The sequence below is a fragment of the Pseudomonas sp. IT-P171 genome (assembly GCF_949767765.1).
Taxonomy (GTDB): Bacteria; Pseudomonadota; Gammaproteobacteria; order Pseudomonadales; family Pseudomonadaceae; genus Aquipseudomonas; species Aquipseudomonas fluorescens_B.
Genome location: NZ_CATKQN010000001.1, coordinates 110,811 through 129,368, shown reverse-complemented (window position 1 = coordinate 129,368; position 18,558 = coordinate 110,811). Strand labels below are relative to the sequence as shown.

At 60.5% G+C, this 18,558-nt stretch carries 18 protein-coding genes; 7 read left to right on the top strand and 11 right to left on the bottom strand.

Annotation, left to right across the window (positions count from 1 at the left end; translation table 11 throughout):
* The first annotated feature begins 128 nt into the window (after window positions 1-128).
* On the top strand, window positions 129-449 hold the full coding sequence (locus tag ACM6I5_RS00615) for a hypothetical protein (protein WP_017340987.1): 321 nt from the start codon (window positions 129-131) through the stop codon (window positions 447-449).
* Window positions 450-556: 107 nt separating this feature from the next.
* Window positions 557-1,318, top strand: coding sequence for a YdcF family protein (locus ACM6I5_RS00610; RefSeq protein ID WP_017340986.1), 762 nt, complete (start codon window positions 557-559; stop codon window positions 1,316-1,318).
* A gap of 22 nt (window positions 1,319-1,340) precedes the next feature.
* Here the strand turns inward: ACM6I5_RS00610 and lnt are convergent, their stop codons facing one another.
* From lnt to miaB, 5 genes are all read right to left on the bottom strand, one after another.
* On the bottom strand, window positions 1,341-2,864 hold the full coding sequence (gene lnt / locus ACM6I5_RS00605; protein WP_414882995.1) for an apolipoprotein N-acyltransferase: 1,524 nt from the start codon (window positions 2,862-2,864) through the stop codon (window positions 1,341-1,343).
* 14 nt (window positions 2,865-2,878) lie between these two features.
* On the bottom strand, window positions 2,879-3,718 hold the full coding sequence (locus ACM6I5_RS00600; RefSeq protein ID WP_017340984.1) for an HlyC/CorC family transporter: 840 nt from the start codon (window positions 3,716-3,718) through the stop codon (window positions 2,879-2,881).
* Window positions 3,719-3,723: 5 nt separating this feature from the next.
* The gene (gene ybeY, locus ACM6I5_RS00595; RefSeq protein WP_017340983.1) at window positions 3,724-4,218 is read right to left on the bottom strand and encodes an rRNA maturation RNase YbeY; all 495 of its coding nucleotides are present in this window, start codon (window positions 4,216-4,218) and stop codon (window positions 3,724-3,726) included.
* On the bottom strand, window positions 4,211-5,215 hold the full coding sequence (locus tag ACM6I5_RS00590; protein WP_031319147.1) for a PhoH family protein: 1,005 nt from the start codon (window positions 5,213-5,215) through the stop codon (window positions 4,211-4,213). The genes ybeY and ACM6I5_RS00590 overlap by 8 nt, the downstream gene beginning before the upstream one ends.
* Window positions 5,216-5,431: 216 nt before the next feature.
* Window positions 5,432-6,760: a tRNA (N6-isopentenyl adenosine(37)-C2)-methylthiotransferase MiaB gene (gene miaB, locus ACM6I5_RS00585; RefSeq protein WP_031319146.1), complete on the bottom strand. Its 1,329-nt coding sequence runs from the start codon at window positions 6,758-6,760 to the stop codon at window positions 5,432-5,434.
* 135 nt (window positions 6,761-6,895) lie between these two features.
* On the opposite strand from miaB, the gene ACM6I5_RS00580 reads away from it, so the two are divergent.
* Window positions 6,896-7,225, top strand: coding sequence for a DUF1820 family protein (locus ACM6I5_RS00580; protein WP_007894425.1), 330 nt, complete (start codon window positions 6,896-6,898; stop codon window positions 7,223-7,225).
* 179 nt (window positions 7,226-7,404) lie between these two features.
* Here ACM6I5_RS00580 and ACM6I5_RS00575 read toward each other — a convergent pair whose 3' ends face one another.
* From ACM6I5_RS00575 to ACM6I5_RS00560, 4 genes are all read right to left on the bottom strand, one after another.
* Window positions 7,405-7,959 (bottom strand): tetratricopeptide repeat protein, encoded by a 555-nt coding sequence (locus ACM6I5_RS00575; protein WP_017340980.1) that lies wholly within the window; start codon window positions 7,957-7,959, stop codon window positions 7,405-7,407.
* A gap of 224 nt (window positions 7,960-8,183) precedes the next feature.
* On the bottom strand, window positions 8,184-9,467 hold the full coding sequence (gene hemL, locus ACM6I5_RS00570; protein WP_017340979.1) for a glutamate-1-semialdehyde 2,1-aminomutase: 1,284 nt from the start codon (window positions 9,465-9,467) through the stop codon (window positions 8,184-8,186).
* A 29-nt stretch (window positions 9,468-9,496) separates the two neighbouring features.
* Entirely contained in the window at window positions 9,497-10,120 is a 624-nt protein-coding gene (gene thiE / locus ACM6I5_RS00565; protein WP_017340978.1) for a thiamine phosphate synthase, read from the bottom strand.
* Between the two features lie 18 nt (window positions 10,121-10,138).
* Window positions 10,139-10,936 (bottom strand): hydroxymethylpyrimidine/phosphomethylpyrimidine kinase, encoded by a 798-nt coding sequence (locus tag ACM6I5_RS00560; RefSeq protein WP_414882994.1) that lies wholly within the window; start codon window positions 10,934-10,936, stop codon window positions 10,139-10,141.
* A 314-nt stretch (window positions 10,937-11,250) separates the two neighbouring features.
* Between ACM6I5_RS00560 and ACM6I5_RS00555 the strand changes: the two genes are divergently transcribed.
* From ACM6I5_RS00555 to ACM6I5_RS00540, 4 genes are all read left to right on the top strand, one after another.
* Window positions 11,251-13,635 carry a 7TM diverse intracellular signaling domain-containing protein gene (locus tag ACM6I5_RS00555; RefSeq protein WP_414878121.1) on the top strand — a complete coding sequence of 795 codons (2,385 nt, stop codon included), beginning with the start codon at window positions 11,251-11,253 and terminating at the stop codon, window positions 13,633-13,635.
* 73 nt (window positions 13,636-13,708) lie between these two features.
* A complete protein-coding gene (locus ACM6I5_RS00550; protein ID WP_017340975.1) occupies window positions 13,709-15,355 on the top strand; it encodes an acyl-CoA dehydrogenase family protein in 1,647 nt (548 codons plus the stop codon).
* A gap of 88 nt (window positions 15,356-15,443) precedes the next feature.
* Window positions 15,444-16,943, top strand: a complete 1,500-nt coding sequence (amn, locus tag ACM6I5_RS00545) for an AMP nucleosidase (RefSeq protein WP_193393003.1) — start codon at window positions 15,444-15,446, stop codon at window positions 16,941-16,943.
* Between the two features lie 71 nt (window positions 16,944-17,014).
* The gene (locus ACM6I5_RS00540) at window positions 17,015-17,656 is read left to right on the top strand and encodes a pseudouridine synthase (protein WP_017340973.1); all 642 of its coding nucleotides are present in this window, start codon (window positions 17,015-17,017) and stop codon (window positions 17,654-17,656) included.
* On the opposite strand, the gene ACM6I5_RS00535 is transcribed toward ACM6I5_RS00540, so the two are convergent.
* Together ACM6I5_RS00535 and ACM6I5_RS00530 are read right to left on the bottom strand one after the other, a co-directional pair.
* Window positions 17,651-17,860: a DUF2788 domain-containing protein gene (locus tag ACM6I5_RS00535; RefSeq protein WP_007937369.1), complete on the bottom strand. Its 210-nt coding sequence runs from the start codon at window positions 17,858-17,860 to the stop codon at window positions 17,651-17,653. The two genes, ACM6I5_RS00540 and ACM6I5_RS00535, sit on opposite strands and share 6 nt — an antisense overlap.
* Window positions 17,861-17,983: 123 nt before the next feature.
* Entirely contained in the window at window positions 17,984-18,463 is a 480-nt protein-coding gene (locus tag ACM6I5_RS00530) for an Lrp/AsnC family transcriptional regulator (RefSeq protein WP_007894448.1), read from the bottom strand.
* Between the last annotated feature and the right edge of the window lie 95 nt (window positions 18,464-18,558).

Genomic DNA, 18,558 nt, shown 5'->3' with positions numbered 1-18,558 from the left:
AACCCTGATTACTGCCGCGCGTCCTGCAAAAAGGGCCGCGAGGGCCGTTGGTCGCGGCATCCAGCCGGTTTGTTCAGCGAAGCTAAGCTCTAAATGGGGAGTGAGTCTTATCTTCAATGAGGTGAGGGATGGTTGAGTCACAGCAAAAAGTTACAAAGCCGGAGCTGTACGAAAGACTGATCGATCGTCTGGGAATGGCCCTGGACGCGGCAAAAACCGCTGGCCGATTGCGCGATGAATGCCCCCTTGAGCTGGAGTTGCGTGGCCTGAGCCCCGCAGAATTTGCACTGGTCAAGGCGTATCTGGACCGCTGTGAACGTGAAACACACGGATGCTTGTCAGAAGCAGTGAAGCAACTAGACGCACCACGTTCGGCCAAGATCATCTGGCTCAAGGACAAGGCACCGGGCAGGGACGCGGTAAAGGTCCGGTCTCTGCAATTCAAGTAAGGGCACTTGAAGCCATGACACATGGTTTTTTGAAGCATAGTCCTTCCGCATTTGTTGTCGCATTGCGTCAATCCACTTAGGCTTCGAGCATCTTCTGGAGATGCTCGATGCCTTTTCGTTATTTCGTAAAACAACTTCTGCTGCCGCCCGGCATTTTATTGCTGTTGCTGGCGCTTGCCTGGTGGTTTCGCCGCTCGAGGCCACGGCTGGCCGGACTGTGCTTTGCGCTGGGCTTCGGTGGCTTCTGGCTGATGAGTTTGCCGGTGGTAGTGCAATGGAGCGCCAAGGCGCTGGAGCGGGAGCCGGCGCTGGATCGCACCGAATGGGCGACCCTGAGTCAGCGCGCTGATGCGATCGTGGTGCTGGGTTCCGGGCGTGAGCGGGGCGATCTGGCTTGGGGCGACGATCAGCCGACCGGTGTCGGTCTGGAGCGAGAACGTTATGCCGCAAGACTGGCCAAGGCGTCAGGCTTGCCGATCCTGACCAGTGGCGGCCTGCATTACGGCACGCCACCGACAGAAGCCCGATTGATGGCGGACTCGTTACTCGATGATTTCGGTGTAACCGTGCGTTGGCAGGAAGGGCGCAGCCGTACAACCTGGGAAAATGCGCAGTTCAGTGCCGAGGTGTTGCTGCCACAGGGGATCAAGCGTGTTGTGGTCGTGACGCAGGCCTGGCACATGCCGCGGGCGGTCTGGAGTTTCCAGAAAGCAGGATTTGAGGTGGTGCCCGCACCAGTGGGGTTCCTAAGCGTGGACAATGCCCGGCCATTGGGTGGCTGGATGCCTGAGTTCAAGTCGATCTGGCAGAGCGGGCAGCTGATGAATGAGGCGGTGGGCCAGATCGGGTATTCATTGTTTTACCGCTGAAAATCTTTTGCAGGCGCTGCGATTAAACGGTTTTGGCCATCCGGTTCGCGATCAACGCCCAGCCAAACAACAACACGCACACGATGATCAACGGCCACGAACGCCATTGCAGGTAAGGCGTCAGGTTATGCATTGGAACCACTTCGCCGTACAGGATGCCGCGTTCGAACTGCGGGATCTGCGTGGTGATCTGACCGAACGGGTTGATGAGCCCGGTCACGCCGTTGTTGGTGGCACGGATCATCCAGCGGCCGGCCTCCAGCGCGCGCATCTGCGCCATCTGCAAATGTTGCAACGGGCCGATGGAAGTGCCGAACCAGGTGTCGTTGCTGATGGTCAGCAACAGATCGCTGCGAGCCGCGAGGCTGGCGGCAAACTCCGGGTAAACCACTTCGTAGCAGATGTACGGCGCAATCTGATAGCCCTTGGCTTGCAGCATCGCCTGATCGGCGGGGCCGCGGGCAAAGTCCGACATTGGCAGGTCGAAGAAGGCGATCAGGCCGCGCAGTATGTCCTGCAATGGCACGTATTCGCCGAACGGCACCAGCTTCTGCTTGAGGTAAGTGCCGTCGCCTTCGCCGACGACGGTGATGCCGTTGAAAAAACGCTTCTCGTGGCGGACTTCCTGGCGGATGGGTACGCCGGTGATCAGTGCGGTTTTACGCTCTGCGGCGAAATTGCCCATCATGCTCAGGTAGCCCTCGGCGGACTCCTTGAGCACCGGGACCGCCGTTTCCGGCCAGATCAGCAGGTCGACCCGTTTCGAGCTGAAGCTCATGTCGCGGTACAGCGCCAGCTGCGCGTTGAGCTGCGCCGGGTCCCACTTCATGCTTTGTTCGATATTGCCTTGAATCGCCGCGACGCTCAGCGCAGGGCCAGACGGGCTGGTCCAGGCATGGCCTTTAAGCGCGATGCCGGCGACCCAAGGGCCGACCAACAGCAGCGCACCCGCCACGATAAAGGCTTTGCGACCGGTCTTGATCAGGCGCGAAGCGTTGTAGATCAGTGCGGCGGTCAAGGCCAGGGTGAAGGACACCAGCCACATCCCGCCTACGGGGGCGAGCCCGGCCAACGGGCCGTCGAGCTGACTGTAACCGGAATAAAGCCACGGGAAGCCGGTGAGGAACCAGCCGCGAAACGCTTCCTGGCCGACCCACAACGCCGCAAACGCCATCGCATCGGCCAGCGGCGCCTCGTTGCGACGCAACCAGCGCGCCCAGATCCAGGCCGGCAGTGCGAAGAACCAGGCAATCGCCGCGGTGAACAGCAGCATCAGAAACCCGGCGAGCAGCACCGAAGCGCCGCCAAAGTTGTGAATGCTGTAGTAGATCCAGCTGGTGCCGGCGCCAAACAGGCCGAAACCGAAGCACCAGCCACGGCCCAGGGCCTGGCGGGGGTTCAGTTCACGTAAGCCGGCGTAGAAAAAGCCGACCGCCAGCAACGCCAGCGGCCAAATGTCGAACGGCGCCAGGGCCAGGGTGGTGAGTGCACCGGCCGCCACGGCCAGCAGGTTACCGGGCCAGCCGGGGCGGGTCATACGATGCATTTCAATCCTTAGAATTACCGGGCAATAGGCGTCAGGCGCAGCAAGTGAATCCGACGGCTGTCGGCGTTCAGGATGCGGAAGCGATAGGGGCCTATTTCAGTGATTTCATTGCGTTTTGGCAAGTGCCCGAACGCGCTCATCACGAGGCCACCGACGGTGTCGAACTCGTCGTTGGAGAATTCGCTGTCGAAGAACTCGTTGAAGTTTTCGATCGGCGTCAGGGCCTTGACCAGGAAATCACCGCTGGGAAGAGGCTTGATGTAGCTGTCTTCTTCGACGTCGTGCTCGTCTTCGATGTCGCCGACGATCTGTTCCAGTACGTCTTCGATGGTCACCAGACCCGCCACACCGCCGTACTCATCGATAACGATGGCCATGTGGTTGTGGTTGGCGCGGAACTCGCGCAGCAGCACATTCAGGCGCTTGGACTCGGGCACGAAGGTGGCCGGACGCAGCAGGTCCTTGATGTTGAAGCTGTCGCCGTTCTCCTTGAGGATCAACGGCAGCAAGTCCTTGGCCAGCAGCACGCCCATCACGTCATCGTGGCTTTCGCCGATGACCGGGTAACGGGAGTGGGCCGAGTCGACCACGGCCGGCAAAAACTCGCGGGGTGTCTGGGTCGCCTTGATGCTGATCATCTGCGAGCGCGGGACCATGATGTCCCGTACTTGCAAGTCCGCAACCTGGATGGCGCCTTCGACGATGGCCAGCGCTTCGCTGTCCAGCAACTTGTTTTGGTGCGCATCGCGCAGAAGCTCCAGCAGCTCCTGGCGGTTCTTCGGCTCGTGGGCAAAAGCCTGGGTGAGTTTACCCAGCCATGACTTCTGCCCGTTGCTCGATCGATCTTCGCTCATAGCGATTACTCTGAATCCTTTGTTGTCACGATAGTGGATGTTTCAATTTCGTCGTCCGCGTACGGATCGGGATAGCCCAGTTCGGCAAGCAACGTTCGTTCCAGCGCTTCCATTTCTTCGGCTTCGTCGTCATCTATATGGTCGTAACCCAGCAGATGCAAGCAGCCGTGAATGACCAGATGTGCCCAGTGGGCCGTTGGCTCCTTGCCTTGTTCCGCGGCTTCGCGCTCGACCACCGCCACGCAGATCACCAGATCGCCCAGCAGCGGGATATCGAGAAACTCATCAGGCACATCGGCCGGAAACGACAGCACGTTGGTGGCGTAATCTTTCTGCCGCCAGGTGTGGTTCAGTTCGCGGCCTTCGGCTTCGTCGACCAGGCGAATGGTCATTTCGGAGTCGGCGGTACGCTGGCGCAGGGCCAGTTCGCACCATTGGCGGAACTCGGCTTCGCTGGGGGCGGGCGCTTCAGTCGCGAGTTGCAGATCAAGCTCAAGCATCGCGGCGACTGTCCTTTGGCGTTTCGTCGGCCACGCGATTCTCGAAGCGCTCATAGGCTTCGACGATCCGCTGCACCAGTGGATGGCGCACAACGTCCTTGGGCATGAAATGGGTGAAGCTGATGCCCGGCACGTCTTTCAGCACTTCGATCACATGGTGCAGCCCGGACTTGGTGCCTTTGGGCAGGTCGACCTGGGTGATGTCACCGGTGATGACCGCCGTGGAGCCGAAGCCGATCCGGGTCAGGAACATTTTCATCTGCTCGACGGTGGTGTTCTGGCTTTCGTCGAGGATGATGAAACTGTTGTTCAGCGTGCGACCGCGCATGTAGGCCAGCGGCGCAACTTCGATCACCTGGCGCTCGATCAGCTTGGCGACGTATTCGAAGCCGAGCATTTCGTAGAGTGCGTCGTAGAGCGGGCGCAGGTACGGGTCGATCTTTTGCGACAGGTCGCCCGGCAGGAAGCCGAGTTTTTCGCCCGCTTCAACCGCCGGTCGGACCAGCAGGATGCGTCGGATCTGCTCGCGTTCCAGCGCGTCTACCGCGCAGGCGACGGCCAGATAGGTCTTGCCGGTACCGGCCGGACCGATGCCGAAGTTGATGTCGTTACCGAGGATTTCCTTCACGTAGCGCAACTGATTCAAGCCACGAGGGCGAATCATGCCTTTCTTGGTGCGCAGGGCCACGGAGGGTTCGGACGGGGAAACGTTGTCCAGCGCTTCGACGGCCGATTCCTGCAGGAACAGGTGAACCACGTCCGGCGACAGCTCGGTACCTTTGGTTTCCCGGTACAGACGGCGCAGGAGGTTTTCCGCGGAGGTGGTGTGTTTGGGGTCGCCGATCAGCTCGAACTGGTTTCCGCGGTTGCGGATCTCGATGGTCAGGCGTTGCTCGATCAAGCGCAGGTGCTCGTCGAACATCCCGCACAGATTGGCGAAGCGGCGAGCCTCAAAGGGCTCGAGGATGAAACGATGTGGTTCTATGGGTGCGTTCAAGGTCGTATTTAGCCGCCCTGGGGCAATTAAGATGAAATCAAGGATAACGCCAGTGAGGCGGGTGCGAAAGCTCTTAAATGGATGCTGAAATTTGACGCCTGAACTGTGGTGAAGGGATTTATCCCCGTTGGGCTGCTCAGCAGTCCTGTTTTTGGGGCTGCTGCGCAACCCAACGGGGATAAATCCCCTCGCCACAAAGGTTCTCTGTGACGGGGGTTACTGGATCAGTGAACCCCGCAGCGAGTGCGGTTGCGCCGCATCGATGTGCACATCGGCGAATTGGCCGATCAGGGTTGGATTGTCGCAGCGGAAGTTGACGATCCGGTTATTCTCGGTCCGGCCTTGCAGCTCGCCGGGGTCTTTTTTCGAGTAATCGGTGACCAGAATCCGCTGGATCGAACCGACCATTTGTCGGCTGATCTCGAAACCCTGCTGGTTCAGGCGATGTTGCAGGGCGTTCAGTCGTTCTTTTTTCAGCTCTTCCGGCGTTTCGTCGGCCAGATCGGCTGCCGGCGTGCCCGGGCGCTGGCTGTAGACAAACGAATAGGAGAAGTCGAAACCGACGTCTTCGATCAGTTTCATGGTTTGTTCGAAGTCTTTTTCGGTCTCGCCGGGGAAGCCGACGATAAAGTCCGAGCTGATGCAGATCCCTGGCACGGCCGCGCGCAACTTGCGCAGTTTGGATTTGTATTCCAGCGCGGTGTGGTTGCGCTTCATCGCCGAAAGAATGCGGTCCGAACCGGATTGCACCGGCAGGTGCAGGTGCTTCACCAGCTCCGGCACTTCGGCGTGAGCCTGGATCAGGCTGTCGGAGAACTCGAGCGGATGGGACGTGGTGTAGCGAATCCGATCGATGCCATCGACAGCCGCGACGACACGAATCAACTCGGCCAGATCCGCGAGGCGACCGTCGTGGGTGGTGCCGCGATAGCCGTTGACGTTCTGGCCCAACAACGTCACTTCCCGCACGCCGTTTTCAGCGAGGTGGATGATTTCGGCAATCACGTCATCGAACGGTCGGCTGACTTCTTCGCCGCGAGTGTAGGGCACTACGCAGAACGTGCAGTATTTGCTGCAGCCTTCCATGACCGAGACGTAAGCGCTCGGGCCATCGATGCGCGGCTCCGGCAAATGGTCGAATTTTTCGATTTCCGGGAACGAGACGTCCACTTGCGGCAATTTGGTGGCGCGGGCGGCGTCGATCATTTCCGGCAGGCGGTGCAGTGTTTGCGGGCCGAAGACCACGTCGACATAAGGAGCGCGATCGCGGATGGCGGCGCCTTCCTGACTGGCGACACAACCGCCGACGGCAATCACCATCTCCGGGTTCGCCAGTTTCAGTTCACGCCAGCGGCCGAGCTGGGAATACACCCGGTCCTGGGCGCGTTCGCGGATCGAACAGGTGTTGAGCAGGATCACGTCGGCGTCTTCAGCGCGAGCGGTGACTTCCAGGGCCTGGTGTTCGCCCAGCAGATCGACCATGCGCGAGCTGTCGTACTCGTTCATCTGGCAACCGTGGGTTTCGATGTAAAGCTTCTTGGCCATGGATACAGTCATCACGTGATTCAAAGAACCGCGCATTATAGGGAACATGCTCCAAGGTTCCTACCGCTGTGCGTCCGGTGGCTATGCTATAGTTCGCGCCCTCATTTTTATCCCCCGATGTGTTGCTCGCCCACCATGACCAAACGTGAAGCTCCAATCTACAAGGTGATTTTCCTCAACCAGGGCCAGGTGTACGAAATGTACGCCAAGCAGATCTATCAAAGTGATCTGTGGGGCTTCCTGGAAGTGGAAGAGTTCGTCTTTGGCGAGCGCACGCAAGTGGTCGTCGACCCGAGCGAAGAGAAGCTCAAGGCTCAGTTCGAAGGTGTCGTGCGCAGTTTTGTGCCGATGCATTCGATCGTGCGCATCGACGAAGTCGAGCGTCTTGGCACGCCGAAAATCAGCGAAGCCCGCGGTGCGGTCGGCAATGTCATGCCGTTTCCGATGCCGATGCCGGAGAAGTAGGCAGGAAAGCTTTTGAAATGAACTGGGTTGTTTGTGGCGAGGGAGCTTGCTCCCGCTGGGGCGCGAAGCGGCCCTAAACTCTGCAAATACCGTTTTTCTGATTCACCGCATTGTTTGACGTTACGACTGCTGCGCAGCCGAGCGGGAGCAAGCTCCCTCGCCACAGGGGCCTGCGTCAATCAGGGCAGTGGCGAAAACGGTGTACGCCCATCGGCACTTTGCAATTCCATCAGGTACTTGCGGAAGATCTGCCCAAGCACCTGAGTCGCTACCTCAAGTTCTTCACGCGGCATCTTCTCGGCGACTTCGTCCGCAGTATCCAGCGCTTCTTCCGCACCATTGACCGCGGCCATTTTCAGCACGATATACGCCTGGACGTTATTGGCCGGTACGCCTTCGCCGTGGAAGAACATGGTGCCGAGTTTGAATTGCGCCTGGGCATGGCCTTGCAGCGAGGCCTTTTCGAAGTAATCCAGGGCTTTCTTGAGGTCGCGCGGGGTGTTTTTGCCGTCGTAGTAGAACTCACCCAACTCGTATTGCGCTTGCGCATCCCCGTCATCCGACGCTTTCTGGCAGGCGGCGAGCGCCTGTTCCAGGTCTTGCGGCTGGGTATTGAGGGTGCAGCGACCCATCGCTGGGATTAACAACGAGTTGCCGCCTGCTTGTGCGAGCGCGAGCAGGGGCTGAAGGAGCAACAGGCAGCCCAATGCAAGGGCGCGGCCGGTGCGGTTCATGGGAATCGACTTACCTCTGAGGGGCGCGCGGACCCATCGAGGGATCCAATAAGCGCGCATTATGAAATAAGCAGGGCCAACCTTACAAAGTCTTTACTCGTTTTTCTGCTGCGCGGGGAATATATCGCCCGGTTTACGGGGGATTATCGGCAGATGAGTAAGAAAAGACGCTGGAATGTAGGCAAAAGCTGACGCTGGCAATCGCCAACGTCAGCGGCTCAGCATTATTTCAGTGCGGCAAATGCGCGCTCGGCGGCATCCAGTGTCAGTTTCAACTCGGTTTCGCCGTGGGCAATCGAGGTGAAGCCGGCTTCGAATGCACTCGGCGCGAGGTACACGCCGCCTTCGAGCATCAGGTGGAAGAAACGGCCGAACAGCTTCGCGTCGCTGGCCATCACATCATCAAACGTGACGATGTCGTCGGCGCCGCTGAAGTACAGGCCGAACATGCCGCCGGCCTGCGTGGTCACGAACGGAATGCCGGCAGCATCGGCGCGCTGTTGCAGGCCATCGAGCAGGCGGCTGGTGTAGTCGCTCAGTTCGGCGTGGAAGCCGGGGCGGCTGATCAGGCGCAAAGTCGTCAGACCGGCCGCCATCGCCAGCGGGTTACCCGACAAGGTGCCCGCCTGATAAACCGGACCCAGTGGCGCGATGTGCGACATGATTTCGCGTTTGCCGCCGAAGCAGCCAACCGGCATGCCGCCACCGATGATCTTGCCGAACGTGGTCAGGTCTGGCGTGACGCCGTAATGCGCTTGAGCACCGCCGAGAGCGACGCGGAAACCGGTCATCACTTCGTCGAAAATCAGCACCACGCCGTGCTTGTCGCACAGGGTCCGCAGGCCTTCGAGGAAGCCCGGCGCCGGCGGTACGCAGTTCATGTTGCCGGCCACCGGCTCGACGATGATGCAGGCCACGTCCTGGCCGACTTCGGCGAGCATGGTTGCCACGGCGTCGATGTCGTTGAACGGCAGGGTCAGGGTGTGCTTGGCAAAGGAGGCCGGTACGCCGGCCGAGCTCGGCACGCCTTGGGTCAAGGCGCCGGAACCGGCCTTGACCAGCAGGCTGTCAGAGTGACCGTGGTAGCAGCCTTCGAACTTGATGATGCTGTCGCGGCCGGTAAAACCGCGGGCCAGGCGAATCGCGCTCATGGTCGCTTCGGTGCCGGAGCTGACCATGCGCACCATTTCCATCGACGGCACGATCGAGCAGACCAGGTCGGCCATTTCGGTTTCCATCTCGGTCGGGGCCCCGTACGACAAGCCGTGCTCCAGCTGTTTGCGTACCGCGTCCAGCACGTCCGGATGGCTGTGGCCGAGGATCATCGGGCCCCAGGAACCGACGTAATCCACATAGCGCTTGTTGTCTTCGTCGGTGACGTAGGCGCCTTCCGCGTGTTTGAAGAACAACGGCGTGCCGCCCACGCTCTTGAATGCGCGAACAGGCGAGTTCACGCCACCGGGAATGTGTTTCTGGGCATTGGCAAACAGGGTTTCGGAACGAGACATGATGGGACTCTCAAATCAGACTTTTAAGGCTACTTGGAAAGCAGGGCATTAAAGGCGCGGGCGCGACGGGTGACTTCCGCCGTGCTTTCGGCGCCAAACAGGCCGTGGACCACCGCCAGCAGATCGACCCCGTGGGCCACCAGTGGCGCAGCGTTGTCCAGGGTGATGCCGCCGATTGCGCAGATCGGCAGGTGCAGTTTGCTGCGGGCCTGATCGAGCAACTCAAGGCTGCAGGTCGGTGCGCCGGGTTTGGTATTGGAGTTGAAGAAACGGCCGAAGGCGACGTAGCTGGCGCCTTCCTTGGCGGCTTGTTCGGCGAGTTCGAGTTGCGCGTGGCAGGTTGAACCGATGATCGCCTGGCGACCCAGCAGCGCACGGGCCGGGGTCAGCGGGCCATCGGTCTGGCCCAGGTGCACGCCGACGTTCAGGCGCGCAGCCAGCTCGGCGTCGTCATTGATGATCAACTGAGTCTTGTAGCGTTCGCACAGATCGCGCAGGGTTTCGGCCTCTCGCAAGCGGCGGGCCTCGTCGCTGCTCTTGTCGCGGTATTGCAGCAGGGTGACGCCGCCTTCCAGCGCGGCTTCCACGTACGACAGGAATTTACCGGCCAGCAACTGGCTATCGGTAATGGCGTAAAGGCCACGTAGTTTCATCGGACATGCCTCATGGCGTTACGAACAGAAATCCAGTGGCAGGCGGCGCGGCACGAACTGACCTTTGCCCAGCTGCTCTGCATCGCGCAGGGTGCGCCACGTGTAGTTAAGCGCGGTCTGCACGGCGCTGACGAGGTTTTCACCCTGGGCCAGACGACCGGCGAGGGCGCTGGCCAGTGTGCAACCGGAACCGTGGTAACTGCCGGGCAAGCGCTGGCAGGTGAAAGTTTCGCGACTACCGTCGCGGCTGTACAGGCGATTGTGGATTTCATCTTCATCGCCATGGCCGCCGGTGATCAGCAGGTGTTTGACGTAGGGCAGGAGTTTTTCAGCGCACTCGTCCGCGGTGCCTTCGGGCAGTTCGGCGAGGATGCGGGCTTCGGGAAGGTTAGGGGTGGCGATGATGGCCAAAGGCAGCAGGCGTTCGCGCATGGCGTAGCCGACTTCATCCTTGCCCAGTCGTCCGCCACCGCCGGCGCGCAGCACCGGGTCGCAGACCATCGGCAAGTGCGGGTGCGCCTGCAGCAGTTCGACGACGGTGTCGACCATTTCCAGGGAGCCGAGCATGCCCAGTTTGACGGCAGCGACTTCGGAATCGTTGAGCACGGCGTTGGCCTGAGCCAGCACCCACTCTCGGTCGAGGACGCGAAAGTCAGTGACATTGACCGTGTCTTGCACGGTCAGGGCGGTGACGGCCGGGGCCGCATGACAACCCTGGGCAAGCAGGGCTTCGATATCTGCCTGCAAGCCGGCGCCACCACTTGGGTCGTGGCCGGAGAGACAGAGGACAACGGGGCGAGAGCTGTAGATATTCATGGTGCGCGAGCTTACCACCAAACATCGATTTTCGGGTGCAGTGCCCGCCAGTCCTGCCGATAGAGAGTCATGGGCTGGCAATGCCACTTGCCGGGATTGTCAGAATCTGACCGAGCAAACAGCTCTGGCTCAATGTGTTCCGCTGGAACGCCCGTACTAGAGCCTTTGCAGGAAATATTTCAATGGTGTTCAATGGCCATCAACGGCTATGCTAGAGTGGATCCAAACCAATAACAGGTAATACCGGTTTTACGTCTACTCAAAGGGAATGAGGGGCTTCCTGAGATAACCGGACAGGCCACGCTGGGGCTTAAATGCGCTATTTGCTGATGTTGCTGTTTTGCTTGCCCCTCATGGCGAGCGCAGTCGAATTCGATGAATTCACTCAAAGCCTGCCCTTGGGCCGAACCCTGCAAGTGTTCGAAGATGCCGATGGTCAGGCGACCATCGACGATATCCGTGCGCAAGCGGCGGCCGGACACTTCAAGCCCCACGATAAAGCCACCCTCAACGCCGGCTACTCGCGTTCGGTGTTTTGGCTGAAAATCGACTTGAATTACCGCCCGACCAACCCCGCGACCCAACGGACGTGGTTGCTGGAGCTGGCCTATCCTCCCCTCGATCACCTCGACCTGTACTTGCCCGATGCTGCCGGTGCCTATCGATTGGCCCGTCAGACCGGCGATGCCTTGCCGTTCGACAGTCGCGAAATTCGCCAGAACAACTATTTGTTCGATCTGAACTTCACCCCGGACCAACCGCAAACCCTGTACCTGCGCCTGCAGAGCGAAGGGTCGATCCAGGCGCCGGTCACGTTGTGGTCGAGCACGGCATTCCTTGAAGAACAGCCGGTGCGGCTCTACGTGCTGGGCCTGATTTATGGCGTGTTGCTGGGGATGCTGGTCTACAACCTGTTCATCTACCTCAGCGTGCGCGACACCAGCTACCTCTATTACATCTTCTACATTGCCTCGTTCGGGCTGTATCAACTGTCAGTGAACGGCGCGGCCGTGCAATATTTCTGGCCGAACAATCCCTGGTGGGCCAACGCCGCGACGCCGTTCTTCATCGGTTGCGCAGGGCTGTTCGGCAGTCAGTTCGCCCGCAGCTTCCTGCAGACGGCGACCCTCAATCGCTGGCTCGATCGCTTGCTGCTGGCGTTGATTGCATTCGGGGCGGTGGTCGTCGGGTTGTCGTTGATGACCAGTTACGCCCTGGCCTTGCGTCTGGCGACGACGCTGGCCCTGACGTTCACCGTGGTGATTTTCGCCGCGGGGTTTTTCGCCTGGTGGCGCGGCCTGCGGGTGGCTCGGTATTTCATCATCGCCTGGTCGGCGTTTTTGCTCGGCGGCATCATCAACACGCTGATGGTGTTGGGTTACCTGCCGAACGTGTTCCTGACCATGTATTCCAGCCAGATCGGCTCGGCCATCGAAGTGGCGCTGTTGTCCCTGGCCCTGGCCGACCGCATCAACGCCATGCGCGAGCAACAGGCGCAGACCTTGTTCGATGCCGGGCAAAAGCTCGAAGTGCTCAACCAGCAACTGGCGCACAGCAACAAGCTCAAGGATGAATTCCTCGCCACGCTGACCCACGAATTGCGCACGCCCATGAACGGTGTGATCGGTTCGCTGGAATTGATGCAAACCGTCGAGATGGACCCGGAACTGGAGCAATACCAGCAAACGGCCGCCGGTTCGGCGCGAGACATGATGCGCATGGTCAACGGCATCCTCACCCTGACCGAATTGCAGGCCGGCAAGCTCAAGGCCAATGCGTCCCCCTTCAGTTTGCGCAGTGTGGTCGATGCCTTGCGGGTGCAGTTCGAAGGCAATGCGTCAGGCAAGTCACTGGACTTCAAGGTTGACCTCGCGCCAGGCCTGCCGGACCGTTTGCACGGCGATAACATCAAGTTGGCGCAATGCCTGGAATGCCTGCTGGACAACGCCATCAAGTTCACTCGTGTGGGCGGCGTGGCGTTGCGGGTCACGGGTAAACCCGTAGGCCCCGACCGGGTGGCACTGTCCTTTGCAGTGATCGACACCGGTATCGGCTTCACCGATTTGGGCGAGGCGACGCTGTACCAGCGCTTTTTCCAGCTCGACGGCTCGATGACCCGGGAATACGGCGGTCTGGGCGTCGGCCTGGCGATCTGTCGGCAACTGGTCGACTTGCTTGGCGGGCATCTGACTCACCGCTCTGAGCCCGGTCGTGGCAGTCGCTTCCAGCTCGACGTCGAGTTTGAGTTGCCAGTGGTAGAGCGAGTCTCAACGCCCATGATGACGCGGGAGTTCCCGCGTCTGCGCCTGCCGCAGGACTGCACCGTGCTGCTGGTGGATGAAAACAGCATTAATCAGCTGGTGATGCGCGGCATGTTGCTCAAGCTCGGGTTCCGGGTGCGAACGGCCGACATTGGCGTGGCCGCGCTGGATCTCTTGCAGCGTGAAACCTTTGATGCCGTGCTGATCGATGGCCAATTGCCGTCGCTGGATGGCGCGTCACTGTGCTGCCAGATCCGTGCGCTGCCGGGCTGCGAGCAATTGCCGGTGTTCATGATTGCCTTGAGCGCTGATCGGGAACGCTGCCCAACGGGTGCCTTGATTGATCACCTGAGCAAGCCGGTGAAGTTCGAAGACTTGCAGGCTGCCCTTTATCGTCGGGTGCTCTGTCCAGAACAAGGCGAAAGCGCCGACAGTTAGGCGGATATGCCACTTTGTTCGGCCTCGGGGCAGTGATTAACTGAATCCCTTGGCTGACCAAAGGAGCCCCGTCATGAACCTGCATCAGTTCGCCGAAACCCACGAAGTCACCAACCAGCCACCGTCGCTGGACGGCACTAACCTGTATCGCATCGATTTGCCGTTGCAGGAGTGGTCGCGGCGTTTCGGGGCCGGTTGGGCCGAATCGCGGATCGACGCCTATGGCGCGCTGGCCGGCGGGCCGCTGATGGACGCGGGGTTTCTGGCCAACCAGAACAAGCCGGTGTTCAGCAGTCACGACCGTTATGGTCATCGCATCGACCTGGTGGAGTTTCACCCGGCGTATCACGAACTGATGCGCACGGCGATCGAACACGGGCTGACGTCGCTGCCCTGGGCGCATCCGCAGTCCGGCGCTCACGTTGCCCGCGCCGCCATGACCTACCTGCACAGCCAGGCCGAAGCCGGCAGCGGTTGCCCGCTGACCATGACGTTCGCCAGCGTCCCGGCGATGCGCCTGCAACCGGATCTGGCCGAGCAGTGGCTGCCTAAAATCCTCGCCACCGAATACGACCCGCGCAACGTCGGCATGGCGCACAAGGCCGGCGTCACCATCGGCATGGCCATGACCGAGAAGCAGGGCGGCACCGATGTGCGGGCCAACACCACCAAGGCGTATCCGGTCGGTGCCGGCGGTCCGGGGCAGGCCTATGAACTGGTGGGCCACAAGTGGTTCTGTTCCGCGCCGATGTGCGATGCGTTCCTGACCCTGGCGCAGACCGACAAGGGTTTGACCTGTTTCCTGCTGCCGCGCCATCGTCCGGACGACACGCGCAATCAGTTCTACATCCAGCGCCTGAAGAACAAACTCGGCAATTGCTCCAACGCGTCCAGTGAAGTCGAATTCCGCGGTGCACTGGCGTGGATGGTCGGTGAAGAAGGGCGCGGCGTTCCGACCATCATCGAAATGGTGGCCATGACCCGTTTCGATTGCATGGTCGGTTCCAGCTCGCTGATGCGCCAGGCGTTGACCCAGGCCAGTCATCACTGCGCTCATCGCAGGGTTGGCGGCAAGCGGCTCAGCGAACAACCGTTGATGCAGAACGTGCTCGCCGATCTCGCGCTGGAAAGCGAAGCAGCCCTGGCGTTGAGCCTGCGCATGGGCAAGGCGCTGGATCATCTGGACGATGAACATGAAGCGAAATTCGCCCGTCTGGTGACGGCGGTGGGCAAGTACTGGATCTGCAAACGCGCGCCCGCCATGATCAACGAAGCCGCCGAGTGCATGGGCGGCGCGGGTTATGTCGAAGACAGCATCCTGCCGCGTTTGTACCGTGAGGCGCCGGTCAATTCGACGTGGGAAGGTTCCGGCAACGTGCAATGCCTGGACGTCCTGCGGGCGCTGTCGAAAGAACCGGGTGTGCTCGACGTGCTGTTCAGCGAGTTGGGCGATGGTCATGGCGACAAACGCCTGGCGGCGCACATCAGCCAGCTGCAGGCCGCTTTCAAGGACACCAGCGACATTCAGTATCGTGCCCGCCAGCTCACCGAAGACATTGCCTTGGGGCTGCAGGCCAGGTTGTTGCTGGAGGCGGGCAACTCGGCGGTCAGCGATGCCTTTATCGCCAGTCGTCTGAATGGCGGCGGCCGAGTGTACGGTGCGTTGCCTCGGGGATTGGATGTGGAAGCGATCGTCGCCCGGTCAACCCCGCTTTTGTAAACATCACGGACTCAATGTGGGAGCGTGGTGAACCTGGTGTCTGTGTATCAACACGCCACTGTTCCCGTGACGCGACGATGCAGGCAAGATGAAGACCTGCAAGTCAGAACACAGGATGCTGATCGTGACCGAAGCTTTTGTTGTCGTTCAAACCGCCGAGGAAGCCGTGGACCGGCTTGCTCACCTGCACAATCGTGCCACCACCGCGCTGAACCAGGCGCTCAAGCGTTATCTCAAGGATCGAGTTGAACCGGACGCCGAACAGCGTGCGATGTTTCGTTATCCTGAACTGCGTCTGACCTACCATTGCCAAGGCGAAGTCCCACAAACCACCCGTGCCTACGCCAAGGTGCAATTGCCGGGGACTTACAGCGTCACCGTCACCCATCCGGCGGCTTTCCGCAAATACCTGCTGGAGCAACTCGTACCGTTGATGCACGACTTCACCGTGACCGTGGAAGTCGGCATCAGCCAGCAGAACATTCCTTACCCCTACGTGGTCGAGCAGGGCGATGAGCTGGCCGGTTCCGGCGTGACCGCTGCCGTGCTGGCGCGGGTGTTCCCGAGCACCGACCTGTCTGCCGCCACCGATGGCATCGCTGACGGTCTGTACGATTGGGAAAACACCGATCCGCTGCCGCTGGCCCTGTTCGATGCGGCGCGGGTGGATTTCTCTCTGCGCCGCCTGGTGCATTACACCGGCAGCGACTGGCGCCATGTGCAACCGTGGATTCTACTGACCAACTACCACCGCTACGTTGACCAGTTCATCGTTCATGGCCTGGAGCAGTTGCGCAGCGACCCGCGTTTCGTGCGTATGGTGTTACCGGGCAACGTGATCATCGAAAAGAGCATGGACCACGGCGAAGCCTCGGCGATTGCGGCCGGTGTGGTTTGGCACCGCTATCAGATGCCGGCCTATCACCTGATCGCCAGTGACGGTCATGGCGTGACCCTGGTGAACATCGGCGTCGGCCCGTCCAACGCCAAGAACATCACCGACCATTTGGCGGTGCTGCGTCCGCATTGCTGGCTGATGATCGGTCATTGCGGTGGTTTGCGTCAGTCGCAGACCATTGGCGACTACGTGTTGGCTCACGCCTACATGCGCCGCGACGGGATTCTCGACCGGGTCGTGCCGCCGAACATTCCGATTCCTGCCCTGGCCGAAGTGCAGATGGCGTTGCAGCAAGCGGCCGCCAACATCACCGGCGAGAAGGGCGACGAGCTGAAAAAACGCCTGCGCACCGGCACCGTGCTGACCTACGACGACCGTAACTGGGAGTTGCGCTGGGCCCAGGAGCGTCCGCTGATCAACCTGTCCCGCGCCGTGGCGGTGGACATGGAAAGCGGCACCATCGCCGCCCAGGGTTATCGCTTGCGGGTGCCGTACGGCACGTTGCTCTGTGTCTCGGACAAACCGCTGCACAGCGAAATCAAGCTGCCGGGTTCGGCCAACGCCTTCTATGAGCGCGCGGTCAGCCAGCACTTGAAGATCGGTATCGAGGCGGTGGACCTGTTGCGCACCGAACTCAACTCGTTGCACTCGCGCAAGCTGCGCAGCTTCGACGAGCCGCCGTTCCGGTAACGGTTGTCATGGTCATTTGGCGGTCGGGGCACTAGCATTAGCAGCCCTGACCGTTAGATGTTCTCTTCGCCATGTCCCGTCCTCAACGTCCCGTTTCCCGCCGCCCTGGCGTGAAGCCTGCGCCATCCTCATCAGCCCCGCGCCGTGTCGCCAAAGCGCCACCGGCCGAGCCGAAGCTGATCCTATTCAACAAACCCTTCGATGTGCTGACGCAATTCAGCGACGGCGAAGGGCGGGCGACGCTCAAGGACTACATCGAGATCCCCGGGATCTACCCGGCGGGACGCCTGGACCGTGACAGTGAAGGCTTGCTGTTGCTGACCAACGACGGCCAGCTTCAGGCGCGGATTGCCGATCCCAAACACAAACTGGCCAAGACCTATTGGGTGCAAGTGGAGGGCGAGCCGAGCGCTGAGCAGTTGCAGCGTTTGCGCGAGGGTGTCGAACTGAATGACGGCATGACCTTGCCCGCCGAAGCGCGGCAACTGGATGAGCCAGAGCTGTGGCCACGCAACCCGCCGGTGCGCTTTCGCAAAAGCGTGCCGACCAGCTGGCTGGAACTGGTGATTCGCGAGGGGCGTAACCGTCAGGTCCGGCGCATGACCGCGGCGGTCGGCTTGCCGACGTTGCGCCTGGTGCGGGTCAGGATCGGGGACTGGTCGATCGAAGGGCTCGATCAGGGCCAGTGGAAAGAAGTGCCGGCGCGCTTATAACGTCCCGGATTCGATCAGGCCGATTACCACGCTTTTGATCACGAACGCGGCCACGCCCAGGCCGAGTACGAAGAACAGGATGAACGAGCCAAAGCGCCCGGCCTTGGATTTTTTCGCCAGATCCCAGACGATGAAACCCATGAAAATGATCAGAATGCTGACCAGTCCGGTCATCATCCACTCTTCGAATACGGCAGGATCCATCAGGCAACTCCAGCGCGGGCGGGGCTAAAAGGCGCTGGAGTATACGGCATGGGAGAGTAGTGGAGGTGTGGGCTGCGGCGGTGTGTCGCACTTGTGGCGAGGGAGCAAGCTCCCTCGCCACAATTAGCTGCGCAGATGAGTCAGCGGCAGTTCAGTGCTGTTCAACACCTGATTCAACACGAAACTCGAGCGCACACTCGTCACCCCTTCAATCCGGGTCAGATGCCCCAACAGCAATTTCTGGTAGTGGTCCATGTCCGGCACCACCACCTTGAGCTGATAGTCCGCATCCATGCCCGTGACCAGGCTGCATTCCAGCACTTGCGGCAACGTGCGAATGGCCGCTTCAAAGTTCTCGAACCGCTCCGGTGTGTGTCGGTCCATGCCGATCAGCACATAGGCGGTCAGGCTCAAGCCGAGCATCTTGCGGTCCAGCAGCGCCACCTGGCGGGTGATGTAACCGTCGTCCTCCAGTTGCTTGACCCGGCGCGAACACGGTGAAGGCGACAGGCCGATGCGTTCGGCCAGCTCCTGGTTGGAGATGCGCGCGTCGCGCTGCAATTCCGCCAAAATGCTCAGGTCGTATCGGTCGAGTTTGCTCATCAATCAGGCCTTTGTCATATCAATTGCGGCAGATTATCTATCCAGGGTTAAAAATTGCGCAAGTCATGTTTATTTGAGCAATCTTCGCAATCATC

Coding starts and splice junctions, on each gene's coding strand:
- ACM6I5_RS00615 (WP_017340987.1), top strand. CDS start 129: ATGGTTGAGTCACAGCAAAAAGTTACAAAGCCGGAGCTGTACGAAAGA.
- ACM6I5_RS00610 (WP_017340986.1), top strand. CDS start 557: ATGCCTTTTCGTTATTTCGTAAAACAACTTCTGCTGCCGCCCGGCATT.
- lnt (WP_414882995.1), bottom strand. CDS start 2,864: ATGCATCGTATGACCCGCCCCGGCTGGCCCGGTAACCTGCTGGCCGTG.
- ACM6I5_RS00600 (WP_017340984.1), bottom strand. CDS start 3,718: ATGAGCGAAGATCGATCGAGCAACGGGCAGAAGTCATGGCTGGGTAAA.
- ybeY (WP_017340983.1), bottom strand. CDS start 4,218: ATGCTTGAGCTTGATCTGCAACTCGCGACTGAAGCGCCCGCCCCCAGC.
- miaB (WP_031319146.1), bottom strand. CDS start 6,760: ATGGCCAAGAAGCTTTACATCGAAACCCACGGTTGCCAGATGAACGAG.
- ACM6I5_RS00580 (WP_007894425.1), top strand. CDS start 6,896: ATGACCAAACGTGAAGCTCCAATCTACAAGGTGATTTTCCTCAACCAG.
- ACM6I5_RS00575 (WP_017340980.1), bottom strand. CDS start 7,959: ATGAACCGCACCGGCCGCGCCCTTGCATTGGGCTGCCTGTTGCTCCTT.
- hemL (WP_017340979.1), bottom strand. CDS start 9,467: ATGTCTCGTTCCGAAACCCTGTTTGCCAATGCCCAGAAACACATTCCC.
- thiE (WP_017340978.1), bottom strand. CDS start 10,120: ATGAAACTACGTGGCCTTTACGCCATTACCGATAGCCAGTTGCTGGCC.
- ACM6I5_RS00560 (WP_414882994.1), bottom strand. CDS start 10,936: ATGAATATCTACAGCTCTCGCCCCGTTGTCCTCTGTCTCTCCGGCCAC.
- ACM6I5_RS00555 (WP_414878121.1), top strand. CDS start 11,251: ATGCGCTATTTGCTGATGTTGCTGTTTTGCTTGCCCCTCATGGCGAGC.
- ACM6I5_RS00550 (WP_017340975.1), top strand. CDS start 13,709: ATGAACCTGCATCAGTTCGCCGAAACCCACGAAGTCACCAACCAGCCA.
- amn (WP_193393003.1), top strand. CDS start 15,444: ATGAAGACCTGCAAGTCAGAACACAGGATGCTGATCGTGACCGAAGCT.
- ACM6I5_RS00540 (WP_017340973.1), top strand. CDS start 17,015: ATGTCCCGTCCTCAACGTCCCGTTTCCCGCCGCCCTGGCGTGAAGCCT.
- ACM6I5_RS00535 (WP_007937369.1), bottom strand. CDS start 17,860: ATGGATCCTGCCGTATTCGAAGAGTGGATGATGACCGGACTGGTCAGC.
- ACM6I5_RS00530 (WP_007894448.1), bottom strand. CDS start 18,463: ATGAGCAAACTCGACCGATACGACCTGAGCATTTTGGCGGAATTGCAG.